Raw genomic sequence first — 12,135 nt, forward strand, 5'->3', positions numbered from 1 at the left:
GGTTACTCCTAAAATATCGGGCACTTTTTGCCGTAGCAATACGCATTAAATTTTTTCTGGTCGCACTTCGTCTGTTCTTCTGCCCAAAGCCTTACATGTAAGAAATCTTCCGACAACGAAGAGGCGATCGTGAGTGCCGTCCAGACTTCTCGGTTGCAGCAGCGCGCCGCTTCGTATTCGGCGATTGTGCCCAAAACCGCATGCGTCACTTTTTGCGCTTGAGAGCGTGCCGCTTTTGCCACGGGAGAGGCTTCCAACAAAATCGCAAATCCGATGCCCACTCCCGCCGCCGCACCGCACATTCCTAAAAATCCGCATGCGCCTCCGATTACGCTTGAGCCTCGAGATAGAGCCGTTTTGAGCGCATTTTCGGGGAGTTTACCGCCGCTATTGCGATAAGCGGTTACGATGATGGCTGGTACCATCGCATGGTGTTCGGGACCGTGTTTGGGAATGCTCGGATGCGCTCTGATCTGCTTGAAAAGCTTTAACATGTCGCGTTCTTGAGAGCTTCGGCACAAATGCTCAATCACCACAAGCGCGTCTTTAGCGTGGCACGCGTCGCACACGTAGTGTCCGTTTTCACATGTCACGCTACTCAAATGCACGCTGTTGCAATAATGGCACGCGACCTCTTGCACCGCCGTTTCATAGCGCAAAGGTGCTTTACAGACCATACAATCGTGCGCGGCTTTAGGTTTTATGAGACCGAAGCTTTCCGCGGCAAGGCTTCGTAACGACGGTTTCGACTCCGGAGGAAGCGCGCAGTTGCAAGCAGCACCTTCTTGATTGACGATGTTACCCTCCGCGTCGAAACAAAATAAAACGCTTTGCAATGCCTTTGCCGTACGGGCTCGAACTTTGGTTTTAACGCCTTTGTAAAGAACGATGCCCTCTTCGAGAATCAAACGCTCTCCCTCGCCCTTGTACATCACGTCGACGTACGTTTCATGCGAGGGTTTGTATGCTTCAAAACTCAACGAATAAAAAGGATGCCCTTGCACTTCGCGGTAAAAGAAGCGTTTCAATAAGCGAATGTTCGTAAAACCGCTTTCCAAAAGTAAGCCCGTTAAATGCGTTTGGCTCAAAGCACCCGCGATGCACTCACCGCCGAGCTTGGCATCGTTTTTAATGCCCGCACTCGCTTCTTCGTCGCACACGACGTCCGAAACGACGAGCCTTCCGCCCTCTTTCAAGACGCGAAAGATTTGTGCGAAGAGTTTGCGTTTGTGCGTGGAAAGATTGAGCACGCAATTGGAAGTTACGACGTCGACGCTGGCATCGTCTAAAGGTAAGGCTTCCAAATAGCCTTGATAAAACGATAGATTGTCGTATCCGAGGTTGTGCGCGACCGCTTTTGCGCCTTCTTGGGCGATACGCAACATCGAGGGAAGCATATCGACGCCGATAACACGTCCGTTTTCTCCCACGAGTTTGGAAGCGATGAAGCACTCCACACCTCGACCCGAACCTAGATCGAGCATCGTCTCGCCCGCTTGTAAATCGGCTTCGAGAATCGGACTGCCGCAACCGTAGCCTCGAAAGCGCAACGCCTCGGGAATATGCGAGAGTAACGCCTCATCGTAGCATACGGGATTTAAAATATCCTCTTTATCTTCCAATGCCGCATCATGGTAAAACGCTTTAACGATGCGAAGCGATTCGCTTTCTCCGGTAGCGATCATACAATTCGCATGCGTGTGCGCTATGCCTTCATGCGCGCCGCAAGTGTACAAAATATCGCCCATTTCCAAACACAAACCGGCTTTTTTCGGTTCGTACGAAGCCGCCTCGGCAAGCATCATTTCCATCGCCAATGCACGCATTAAAGGCTCGTAAGGATCATCGCCCATCAAAGTTCGGGCATGATGGAAACTATGGTCCAAATCGCCGCCGCCCAGTAAAAACCGTAAGGGCGTTTTCAAATCGACGACGGAACTTCGGGCGATACGTTCGGCCGTCTCGCTTTTCAAAGCTTCGGCAATCGTTTTTCCTTGCATAAGAAGTTCTTTTTCTCCGACGGTTGCCGCACTTGGATAAAACCGTCCGTCATAGCCCAAAGCCAAGGAACTGCGTCCGGAACTCGAACCGTCGTGAACCGTGCCTTTGGGCGCGAAAATTTGGGTTTTTAAGGCTTCAAAATTGTCAATCGCGACACCGTGTTCGCATGCGTACATGTAAGCGTTGAGCAAAGCGTCCAACAGTACGTCCGTCGACACGATAGGAGTGTCGCTCCCGCGTCCGTGCACAAAATACCATAACAAATGCAGATGCGTCGCTCCCGCATTTTTCGTCGTATCGATCAGACCTAAAAGCGTATGAAGGTTGTGGGGATGAACGCAAAAAGAGAACGAAAACGCATACGCGTTGTCTCGAAGCCATGCCGCGTTACGCAAGACCTTGGCAAACGTACCTTTACCTCGAAGCGCGTCGTGTTCGGCTTCCAGTCCGTCTACGCTGATTTGAAACGAAAGGCGTTTGGAATCAAACGAAGCGGCTGAAAAGACTTTTTGCACCAAAACACCGTTTGTCAGGACAACGACGTTCGTCGCTTCGTAGTTCAAAATCGTCTCGATCAGCTCCAAAAAGCGCGGATGCACCAAAGGTTCGCCGCCGGTGACGATAAACAAACGACACCCGAGCGCATACGCTTCTTGCAGATGTTTTTGAATCGTTTCAAAGGCTAACATGTCACTCTCTTCGGGCGAAGAACTAAACAGACAATGCTTACATGTCAGATTGCATCGGTTGGTCAGGTGAATCCAAAATTCCGCTAGAGCGGGGGCTTTCGTTTCGTACTTAGGACGATAAACGCGCGGATTGGGTAGGGCGATACGTTTTTGAAAATGCACGTCGCCTTGTTGCAGTAAAAAGTCGGCTTCGGCATTGGGAATAAACCAATCGGCACCGTGTTCGTAGACGTAGATTGCACGGTTTTTATACGTAATTTTTTGCCACAAAGACCTAAAATCATTGATCTCTTCACGGATCGTTTCAGTGTAACTCACGGGTTTCATACCTCTTCACTCGTTTTTGAACATAGCCTCGAAGGAGCATCGAGACAATGACTAAAAGAACCATCAACGCAATACTTATCCAAAAATCCGTCGTACCGAACGCTAAAGTTTTTGCGCCGATATTGGCATAGACGAATACGCCGGGCATCATACCCAAAAACGTCGCAAAGAAAAAATCGCGGTAGCGAATCGTCGAAAAACCCGCCGAATAGCTGATGATGTTAAACGGAACCAACGGCACCAAGCGCAACAGTAAAATCATCAAAAAACCGTGGGACTGTACACTGCGATGAAAATGAATCAGCTTCTCGTTCGAGAGCTTTGCATGCATCTTTTTACCGTACCAACGGGCAAGGAAAAACGACAACGACCCGCCGCAAAGCGCACCGACGATAATGTAAACGCTGCCTATCGTAAAGCCGAAAATGAGTCCGCCCGCCAACGCTAAAATCCCGTCGGGAAAAAATACGAGCGGCGCTAACGTAAAGAGTACAATAAAAATCAGCGGCGCATACATACCGAAGCTCAAAACGAACGCCTTAATCGCTTCGACTTGTTCAAACGAGAGAATACCGCTTCGGTAGAAAAAAAACATTAAAAGCCCGAACGCCAAAAAAAGAAGTGCTTTTTTCATGGAAAATCCTTTTCAAAACGCGCTTACAAGCGTTCGATCATACGACGTGAACGGTAACGGTTGTACCACTTTTTAAGAACACCTTGCTTGGCTTGACGCTTGAGGCGGTGCGGCATAAAGATAAAGTCTAACAGATGAAGCCCGTTTTTGCCGCCTTTGCTCATCGACTCGGCGCAACTTTGGCAGTAGCTCACGATGCTTTCGCATTGCGTTTGAGCGGCTCTGCTTTGCATCTGCGCTTGGGCAAGATGCGGCGCGCTCAGTTCCATCATACCTCCGCTTCCGCAACACTGCGTTTTATCGCGGTTAAATTTGAACTCTTCAAACGAAAGACCGATTGTGTGCATTAAAGCCCTCACGTCCTCTTGCAATGCGCTCTCAAAGCGCGTGGGACAAGGATCGTGCAAAGCAACCGCATCGTACGAACGGTAGCGATCGATCGCGGTTTTGGGAACGCCGATCTCGTTTAAAAGCGAATAGAGCGATACGATTGTGATATGCGGCGAATGGGTTTTGATGCTCATATAGCAATTTTCGCATGCCGTGACGACCGTCGTCGCTCCCATTGCGGCAAGGTCGCTCTCCAAGTGCGATCGGTAGATGTGAAACTGTGCCGTATCGCCCATCATCCGCGTGGGCGTACCGCAACACTGTTGAATGATGCCGATACCGGGCAATTGTGAACGCAAATAATCGAAAACCGCATAAATCAGCGAAGGCGAGTACGAAGCAAGGGCGCATCCGGGCATAAACGCCATATGCCTATACGCTCCCGCCGTAAACGATTTGAGCGTTGAAAAACGTTTTGAAAAACTCTGTTTTTGGTGAAACATGACCGCACCGTAACCGTATTTTTTCAAAACCTTTTGATCGGCGGCGTAGTGTTCTTTCGTACCTTGAAAGAGTGCTCCAAAATCAATATCTTTCGGGCACACGTGCGCGCACAAACCGCACGTCGCACACGAAAATGCCGTTGCTGAGCTCGGTTTTTCACGCGTAAAGCGAAGCAGTAAATTTTTAGGCGAATCGGTGTGCGCATACAGCATCGGACACCCTTTCATGCACGCTTTACAGTCCAAGCACGTTTCAAGATAGTGCGCGAGCTTAGCGTCCACGATACACCCGTTTGATGAGATAGACCAAAATCGTCACGGAAAAAAGAATCAACAAGCCGTACACAAACGTTCGCGCCCCGCCCGTTAACATCTCTCCGGCATATGAATAAACCAGCGTCGCCGGTAATTGCCCGATACCCGTAGCGATCACGAACGAGCCAAGGCGCATCGACGTCAGCCCCGCGGCGTAGCTGACCACGTCAAAGGAAATAAACGGAAGCAATCGCGCGATCAAAATCGCGTACACGCCGTGTTTTTCAAAAAAAGCGTCCACACTTTCCAACGCCATCTTCGAAGTGAGTTTTTCGACGACTTCGCGACCTAACAATCGCGCGATGTAAAAACACAAAATCGCGCCCGCCATCGCACTCGTCCATGAAAGTGCCGCACCCCAAAGCCAACCGAACAACGCCGCATTGGAAAAAGTAATGAGAAACGCCGGCAAAGGTGCCATGACCGATTGAAACACCATCAGCGCAAACGAAATCAACGGTGCCCAAGCCCCGAACGATAAAATATACGCTTTAATCACTTCCAAATCGAGCCCTTGAAAAAGCGCGATCCATCCCAAAAACAGCGCACGAGAGCTGGGAAACACTAGCAAGGCGATGAGAACGATACCGCTTAAAAGCAGTACCGCCCGTTTGTGCATTCGCGTCATTATTTGTCTAACACGTCGCTAATTTTTTCTCTCGGCCAACCCTCTTGACCGTTTTTAAGCGTAAAAAGTTGCTCTTTTTTGAGTCCTTTTTCCAAATAATAATCATACGTTCTATCCGCACCGCCGGCACCTCTTGGGCAAACGATGACCACTTTTTGATCGGGTTTAATATCGGGAAGCAACTCTGCCAAGCGCGCTTTTTCCGCATCGGTTTTAACCGGATACGCATAGGTTTCGTGTGCTCCTTTTAAATGCTCTTTTGCAAATCCCGGTTTTTCTTGAATATCCACGATGACGACTTTGGAAGGGTCTTTTCGAATCAATTCCGCCGTCTCTTCGGCGGTAATGTAGTTGTAACTGCTAAAAATTCCCGCCATCAACGCACCTTTAAAAAGTGCCGTTGCCGCCAATGCGCCTAATACTTTCGTCATTTTCATTCTTGTATCCTTTAGAGTATGCGCGTTCTTACGAAACCGCACGAAATTTATTTATCCAAAACGTCTTTGATTTTATCTCTCGGCCATTCGTATTGACCGCCTTTAAGCGTAAAGAGTTGCTCTTTTTTGAGCCCTTTTTCCAAGTAAAAATCATACGCTCTATCGGCTCCTCCGCCGCCTCTTGGGCAGACGATGACCACTTTTTGATCGGGTTTAATGTTCGGCAAAAGCTCCGCTAAACGTGCTTTTTCCGCATCGGTTTTAACCGGATAGGCATACGTTGAAATAGCACCTTTGAGATGTTCCTCTTCAAAATCGGGTTTTTCTTGAATGTCGACTAACACGAGTTTGGAAGCGTCCTCACGCATCAACTTTGCCGTTTCGTCGGCGGTAATGTAGTTGTATTTGGCATTTTCTTTGACTTTACCGCCGCAACCGAGCGTCAACAAAGCCGTCAATACCACTGCGCTTATCGCGAGTATTTTCATGGATTGCTCCTTTAGGAAATGACATGTAACGAGCCTAAAGAGGGGAGTATGACAAAGAAGAGCACAAAGGAGGTTATGTCTTTTTTGATGTACGCTTAAGCCTTAAGCCGTTACATGATGTGGTACAATGATAAACTTTTGTAACTTACAATGAGGTTAAATCGGTCAACGTTTCTTGACTGATCTAAAAAGTGCCGTCGTTTTAAAAGGAGCGTTCTCTCGTATGACAGTTGAAGATATTGCGCGTTACATAGCCGCGCAAAGCGTTTTAGGAAAAGTATTAAAGCACGATCGTTACGATGTTGACGAAATCGGTGGAGGTAATTTAAATTTTATCTTTCGCGTACAAAGCGCATCCGGAAATTCGCTGATTATCAAACATGCGCCGCCTTACCTTCGTATGCTCGGAGAAGCGTTTGCTTTGACGCAAGAACGTATCTGCGCGGAGATGCATACGATGCATTATTTTCAAACCATCGCGCCTTCGTACGTGCCGCACGTTTACCTGTGCGACGAGGAGCATTTTTGCTTTGCGATGGAAGATTTGCGGGAGTTTCGTTTGATGCAAAACCGCTCCGACGTGCCGCTTCGCATTTACGAAAAACTGGGCGATTTTTTAGCTTTGCTTTTTTTAAATATGCCGCCGCCTCGTTTGGAGGGTTATTACGAAAATGCGGCGTTGAAGCGTATCAGCGACGAATATATTTTTTGCTTTCCCCATATCGCCGATCACCCCGCCCTCGTTCGCGTACCCTACTTCACGCCGCGCCCGAAAAGTCGGCATTTCGAGGCGACGATCGCTTGGCTTAGGACGCGTTTTTTAGAAGCCAAAGAGCACCTTTTACACGGTGATTTGCATACGGGATCGGTCATGACAAACGGCTACGATCTCAAAATCATCGATGCGGAGTTTGCCTTTTTCGGTCCTTTGGGATTTGACGCGGGTGTTTTGATCGCGCATATCCTTTTTGATGAAATTCATGCCTATTGTAGCGATCAAGCAGTGCACTACACAAAACGCATACAAGCCTTGTTTCGCGGTTTTGAGGCACGTGCTCACACCATCTCGTTAGCGTTTTTACGCGAAAGCGTCGGTTTTTGCGGTGCGGAGTTGTACCGTCGCTTGCTCGTTCCGGCGAAAGCCAAGCCGCTCGAAGCTTTACCGAACGTATCGCAAAAGGCCCAAGCATATGCCTTAAGCGAAACCTTGGCGATCGATTTGGTTGAAGCATGCTTACATGTAGAATCGCTTGAAGATTTTCTCGCACGCGTGGAGCGTCGCTTATGTCCCAAAACGCGCTAATTTATTTTCTCAAAGCTCCCAAAGAAGGCGACGTCAAAACGCGCCTTGCAAAAAGCATCGGCAACCAAGCGGCGACTCGATGCTACACGCTTTTGTGCGAACGGCTTTTGGCACTTGAAGTCGACGAAACCGTCGATCGCTTCATCGCTTACGGCGACGCTCAACACGCCATACCGCCGTTTGAAGGCTCTTTCGGTCTCTTTTTTCAAGAAGGCGAAGGCTTGGGAGCACGCATGCAAAACGCGTTTCGGCACTGTTTTGCACAAGGCTACGAGCGTGTCGTCTTGGTCGGAGCGGATATTCCCGACGTCGACGCATCGCTTTTAAACGAAGCCTTTGATGCACTTGCATCGCACGATGCGATTTGCTCGCCGACGTATGACGGCGGCTATTACCTCATCGGCTTTCACGCAACGACTTTCACGCCCAAGGCATTTAAGCATATCGTCTATTCGCAAAGCGACGTTTTTGCCAAAACGCTCGATGCGCTTTTTCCTCTCGTGGTCGCTCAAGGCAAAACGCTTCACGACCTTGATACCTTGGACGACCTCAGAGCCCTTGCTTTTAAAGCCTCTTCCTCGTTTCATACCTACGCGCAAGCCCTCTTAAAAACGCTTCCGCGCATCAGCGTCGTCTTGCCCGTGTATCGCGAAGATGAGCGATTACGAAAGATCATTGATCAAACGCGTCAGCGAGCGCAAACGGCTTCCATCGAAATCATCGTCGTCGACACCGATGAGAGAACCACCGTCGATGCCGTGGCATTGGAAAACGTTCGCATCGGATTTAGCCGACAAGGGCGTGCCGCGCAGATGAACGAAGGGCTTTTGATGGCGCAAGGAGAAACCGTGCTGTTTTTACATGCGGACACGCTGCTTCCCGACGCTTGGGATCGCTTGGTCGAAGAAACCTTACATGTCACGTGTGCGGGAGCGTTTTCATTGGCGATCGACGATGCGCATCCGTGGTTTCGTTTTATCGAAAACGCCGCCAATCTTCGCGCAAAACTGACACGCGTTCCCTACGGCGACCAAGCCCTCTTTTTCTCGACGCCGTTTCTACGCGAACAAGGCGGTTTTGCCGACATTGCGTTGATGGAAGACGTGGAAATCATGCGACGCCTCAAAAAGCAACATGTACCGATCGTCATACGAAGCGAAACGGTGTTGACCTCTTCGCGACGATGGCATCAAGAAGGCTTTGTGTACACGACGCTTCGCAACCGCATTTTAAGCTTTTTATTTTGGCTAGGCGTCTCTCCGAAGCGTTTCATCAAACGCTATCGAGCACATCGGGACTAAATTTTGTATAATCATCTTTTTCATACCACCCTTTAGGAAAGCCATGTTACACGGTATCTTGACCCTTTTGCTCTTTCAATTTGCGGGAGAGTGCATCAGCAAACTTTTTGAGCTTAAAATCCCAGGCCCCATCATCGGTATGGTTTTACTCTTGCTTTTTTTAGTGATACGCAAGGGAAGCTTTCACGCGCTTGACAATGCCGTTTTTTGGCTCTTGCGCTATTTGCCGTTGTTTATAATTCCTGCGGCGGCGGGCATCATCACACAGGTGGAGACGATTTCAAACGAACTGGTTGCCATTCTGGCTTCTTTGATTGTCGGAACATTTTTAGCCCTAGCCTTTAGTGCTAAGCTAATGGATATTCTCATTTCGAAAAAGGAAGAACGATGAATTTTGATGCGCTCATCGCATATATCACGAGTACGCCTTTAACGTGGATTATCGTCACGCTCAGTGCGTATAAAGCGGGGATTTTGATTTATGAAAAAACGGGCAAACATGCGTTATTACAGCCTATTGTGATCGCATACGTCATTATGCTTCCCATTCTTATCGTGGCGCAAATTCCTTACAAACAGTATTTTGAGTCGGTCAGCATTTTGCACTTTTTTCTAGGACCCGCTACGGTGGCACTTGCTCTTCCCTTATACAAAAACCTCAAACTGATTCGTGCGTACCTTTTGCCTATTTGCATCACGCTTTTTGCCGGTGGCATTTTTACCATTTTAAGTGCTGTGGGTATTTTATGGCTTTTGAGTGCTTCCAAAATTACGATGCTCTCGATGACCACGAAGTCGGTTACCGCACCCATTACGCTGATCACCGCGCAAGACATCGGAGCCAACGCCTCTTTAGCCATCGGATTTGTCGTCATCACAGGACTTTTGGGAGCACTCTTTGGGACGTTTGTGTTTAAGCTCTTAAAGATCAAACACGACGCCGCCAAAGGTTTCGCACTCGGACTCATCTCGCACGCCGTAGGAACAGCTAGAGCCTTTGAGATCAGCGAAAACGCCGCCGCCTTTTCAGCCTTGGCGATGGGACTCGTGGGCGTGTTTATCGCTGTTTTCCTGCCGCTTGTGACCCAGTTTTTATAGCTTACATGTAAGCATTAAGCTTACTCGCTTTTTTTGCCCTCCGTCGTGCCGTTTTCGACCATTTGGTTGAGGCTCTTTTTGAGCTTTTGAAGCATTTTATTGACGTGAATGAGGTTTTCCGCCGATTGGATCGCGATGTCTTCGGTGGCGTTGACGTTTTTATCGAATGTCTTTTTTTCGTTTTCGTCGATGCCCATACCCTCAATCGCGTCTTCGACCTCTTCGGCGATTTGTTGGAGTTGCGACACGGCGTTTTCGGCTTTTTTAAGCGCGTCTTCGCTCTCTTGCATCGCGAGGTTGACCTTTTGCACGAATTGGGAAATGTGCGTGGAAGCTTCTTGAAGCTCGTCTTCACTGTTGGAAGAGAGGTTGAGATGGTGTTTCGTGACGATGTTAACGTCGCCTTGCGCCAACTCTTTGGCTTTTTGCACAAAACCTTCCAGATGCTCGATGACCTCTTTGGTCATCACGAACGCATAGAGGATAATCACCAAACCGATCAACAAGCCGATGTATTGGAACTTTAAGAAAAGATCGTTTTTATGTTCGCTATGGTCGGTATAGAGCCATACCGCCTCGTCCATTGCATTTAAAAGCTGAATATTTTTTTCGTAGATATACGCAAGGTGTCGGTTGATCTGCGTCTCTTTTTCGATCAAACGTTCCAGAAAAACAACATACTCTTCCCAATACGCGTTCGTCTCTTTCACGACTCCGTAGACTTTCGGATCGTTTTGTACGGCGGGATCGTTCAAAAAGCCCTTAATCGTCTTATCGTACAAGGCTTTGGCGTCGGCGTAAATAACCAAGTCTTGCGCGTTTGCCATTCGCAAATAGCGATTAACGTACAGTCCCATACGTTGAGAGAGCATACGTTGACGACCCGAAAGATCGATATGCACGTTACTCAAATTGGCACCGACCATACGTTGCACGACCGCATCGGAGAGGAACAAAAGCTTTTCGATGCGCGGCGTTAAAACTTCGGTATCCAAACGAATCGACTCGATGCCGCTTTTCAAGGCTTCGACTTCTTGTTTAAAAGGCTTCCAATACGCCATAACCTCTTCGAGTTTGGCTTGGATTTTTTCGTTTTGCGGCGCGTAAATGCCTTTGGCATCGTTGCCGTAAAGCAGATCGTTCAGGCTGCTTTCAAAAAGCCCGACCGCGGTGTTGAGTTCACGAAAATCGTTCCCCTGACGATGCACGATAAAGAAGACTTCTTTGCTCATTTTTTGCGAAAGCATACGCTGTTTGCCGGCGATATTGATGATATAAGCGTCTTTTTTGCTCATCTGATTCATCATCACGGTTAACGAGATGATGGCAATAATAACGAACGAAAGCAGCCCTCCGGCGAGCTTCATTTTGGTACTGATGGTTTTAGGTGTCATCATCGTTTTGCCTATTCGTAAATGTCTTTAAGTTCTTGCGTGTTCAAAATCACGACGTTGTTTTTGTCGATTTCGATCACACCGTTACGCGTTAGTTTGTTTAAAATGCGTGAAAGCGTTTCGGGTTGAATGTGCAACATGTAAGCGATTTCATGCTTTTTGAGGGCATTAAAAGTTTCTAGATCGTTGATCAACATGTGCGCGACTTTCGCCGTTCCGTCAAACACGACGTCGCGGCTAATAATACACTGCATTTGCTGAATCATCTTAAAGGACTCTTCGAGGATTTTGGTCATAAGGCGATGGTTCGTGTAGATCATCTCGCGAAACGGCGCGCTTTGAATGCTCAAAACCGTGCTGTTTTCTAAAAATTCGGCATTGGCGTAACAACTGATAAAAAAGCTATCGATGAGTTTTGAGACGTTGAAAATCAACGATTTTGAGAAAAGTTTGTACAAGAAAATCTCGTTTTCGAAACGATCGACTTTGTAAAATTTAACCGACCCGTCGATAATATAATACACCGCGTCTTTACTGTCTTTCTCGTAAAAAAGAACGTCGCCTTTTTGGTACTGCTTGACCCCGCTAAAATGCGCGATTTTTTCGATGTCGCCCTCTTCGAGCGACTGAAAAATCGGCAAATGAGCGATTAAGGCGGCATGTTCGGTTAATGCCATCTGCGACTCT

At 48.1% G+C, this 12,135-nt stretch carries 12 protein-coding genes; 4 read left to right on the forward strand and 8 right to left on the reverse strand.

The window, feature by feature from the left end; translation table 11 throughout:
* Positions 1-8: 8 nt before the first annotated feature.
* Genes UCH003_RS09755 through UCH003_RS09780 form a run of 6 tightly spaced genes read right to left on the reverse strand, consistent with a single transcriptional unit; the run spans position 9 to position 6,352 of the window.
* On the reverse strand, positions 9-3,017 hold the full coding sequence (locus UCH003_RS09755; RefSeq protein WP_060826375.1) for a DUF5714 domain-containing protein: 3,009 nt from the start codon (positions 3,015-3,017) through the stop codon (positions 9-11).
* The gene (locus tag UCH003_RS09760; RefSeq protein WP_060826376.1) at positions 2,995-3,651 is read right to left on the reverse strand and encodes a TVP38/TMEM64 family protein; all 657 of its coding nucleotides are present in this window, start codon (positions 3,649-3,651) and stop codon (positions 2,995-2,997) included. The genes UCH003_RS09755 and UCH003_RS09760 overlap by 23 nt, the downstream gene beginning before the upstream one ends.
* A gap of 23 nt (positions 3,652-3,674) precedes the next feature.
* On the reverse strand, positions 3,675-4,766 hold the full coding sequence (locus UCH003_RS09765) for a (Fe-S)-binding protein (protein WP_082709185.1): 1,092 nt from the start codon (positions 4,764-4,766) through the stop codon (positions 3,675-3,677).
* Complete coding sequence (locus UCH003_RS09770) at positions 4,756-5,427, reverse strand: TVP38/TMEM64 family protein (RefSeq protein ID WP_060826378.1); 672 nt, start codon at positions 5,425-5,427, stop codon at positions 4,756-4,758. Before UCH003_RS09770 ends, UCH003_RS09765 begins: the two co-directional genes overlap by 11 nt.
* Complete coding sequence (locus tag UCH003_RS09775) at positions 5,427-5,864, reverse strand: rhodanese-like domain-containing protein (protein WP_041961968.1); 438 nt, start codon at positions 5,862-5,864, stop codon at positions 5,427-5,429. Before UCH003_RS09775 ends, UCH003_RS09770 begins: the two co-directional genes overlap by 1 nt.
* Before the next feature lie 47 nt (positions 5,865-5,911).
* A complete protein-coding gene (locus UCH003_RS09780) occupies positions 5,912-6,352 on the reverse strand; it encodes a rhodanese-like domain-containing protein (RefSeq protein ID WP_052435265.1) in 441 nt (146 codons plus the stop codon).
* A 223-nt stretch (positions 6,353-6,575) separates the two neighbouring features.
* Here UCH003_RS09780 and UCH003_RS09785 point away from each other — a divergent pair, with 223 nt between their 5' ends.
* Genes UCH003_RS09785 through UCH003_RS09800 form a run of 4 tightly spaced genes read left to right on the forward strand, consistent with a single transcriptional unit; the run spans position 6,576 to position 10,054 of the window.
* Positions 6,576-7,655 (forward strand): phosphotransferase, encoded by a 1,080-nt coding sequence (locus tag UCH003_RS09785; protein ID WP_060826379.1) that lies wholly within the window; start codon positions 6,576-6,578, stop codon positions 7,653-7,655.
* Positions 7,637-8,956, forward strand: coding sequence for a TIGR04283 family arsenosugar biosynthesis glycosyltransferase (locus tag UCH003_RS09790; protein ID WP_060826380.1), 1,320 nt, complete (start codon positions 7,637-7,639; stop codon positions 8,954-8,956). Before UCH003_RS09785 ends, UCH003_RS09790 begins: the two co-directional genes overlap by 19 nt.
* Before the next feature lie 43 nt (positions 8,957-8,999).
* Complete coding sequence (locus tag UCH003_RS09795) at positions 9,000-9,347, forward strand: CidA/LrgA family protein (protein WP_060826381.1); 348 nt, start codon at positions 9,000-9,002, stop codon at positions 9,345-9,347.
* Positions 9,344-10,054 carry an LrgB family protein gene (locus UCH003_RS09800; protein WP_060826382.1) on the forward strand — a complete coding sequence of 237 codons (711 nt, stop codon included), beginning with the start codon at positions 9,344-9,346 and terminating at the stop codon, positions 10,052-10,054. Before UCH003_RS09795 ends, UCH003_RS09800 begins: the two co-directional genes overlap by 4 nt.
* Positions 10,055-10,074: 20 nt before the next feature.
* On the opposite strand, the gene UCH003_RS09805 is transcribed toward UCH003_RS09800, so the two are convergent.
* Together UCH003_RS09805 and UCH003_RS09810 are read right to left on the reverse strand one after the other, a co-directional pair.
* Positions 10,075-11,451, reverse strand: coding sequence for a type IV pili methyl-accepting chemotaxis transducer N-terminal domain-containing protein (locus UCH003_RS09805; protein WP_060826383.1), 1,377 nt, complete (start codon positions 11,449-11,451; stop codon positions 10,075-10,077).
* A gap of 8 nt (positions 11,452-11,459) precedes the next feature.
* Positions 11,460-12,125, reverse strand: a complete 666-nt coding sequence (locus UCH003_RS09810) for a Crp/Fnr family transcriptional regulator (protein WP_060826384.1) — start codon at positions 12,123-12,125, stop codon at positions 11,460-11,462.
* Positions 12,126-12,135 lie beyond the last annotated feature (10 nt).

Origin of the sequence: Sulfurospirillum cavolei, from assembly GCF_001548055.1 — a bacterium.
Taxonomy (GTDB): domain Bacteria; phylum Campylobacterota; class Campylobacteria; order Campylobacterales; family Sulfurospirillaceae; genus Sulfurospirillum.

Coding starts and splice junctions, on each gene's coding strand:
- UCH003_RS09755 (WP_060826375.1), bottom strand. CDS start 3,017: ATGAAACCCGTGAGTTACACTGAAACGATCCGTGAAGAGATCAATGAT.
- UCH003_RS09760 (WP_060826376.1), bottom strand. CDS start 3,651: ATGAAAAAAGCACTTCTTTTTTTGGCGTTCGGGCTTTTAATGTTTTTT.
- UCH003_RS09770 (WP_060826378.1), bottom strand. CDS start 5,427: ATGACGCGAATGCACAAACGGGCGGTACTGCTTTTAAGCGGTATCGTT.
- UCH003_RS09775 (WP_041961968.1), bottom strand. CDS start 5,864: ATGAAAATGACGAAAGTATTAGGCGCATTGGCGGCAACGGCACTTTTT.
- UCH003_RS09780 (WP_052435265.1), bottom strand. CDS start 6,352: ATGAAAATACTCGCGATAAGCGCAGTGGTATTGACGGCTTTGTTGACG.
- UCH003_RS09785 (WP_060826379.1), top strand. CDS start 6,576: ATGACAGTTGAAGATATTGCGCGTTACATAGCCGCGCAAAGCGTTTTA.
- UCH003_RS09790 (WP_060826380.1), top strand. CDS start 7,637: ATGTCCCAAAACGCGCTAATTTATTTTCTCAAAGCTCCCAAAGAAGGC.
- UCH003_RS09795 (WP_060826381.1), top strand. CDS start 9,000: ATGTTACACGGTATCTTGACCCTTTTGCTCTTTCAATTTGCGGGAGAG.
- UCH003_RS09800 (WP_060826382.1), top strand. CDS start 9,344: ATGAATTTTGATGCGCTCATCGCATATATCACGAGTACGCCTTTAACG.
- UCH003_RS09805 (WP_060826383.1), bottom strand. CDS start 11,451: ATGATGACACCTAAAACCATCAGTACCAAAATGAAGCTCGCCGGAGGG.
- UCH003_RS09810 (WP_060826384.1), bottom strand. CDS start 12,125: ATGGCATTAACCGAACATGCCGCCTTAATCGCTCATTTGCCGATTTTT.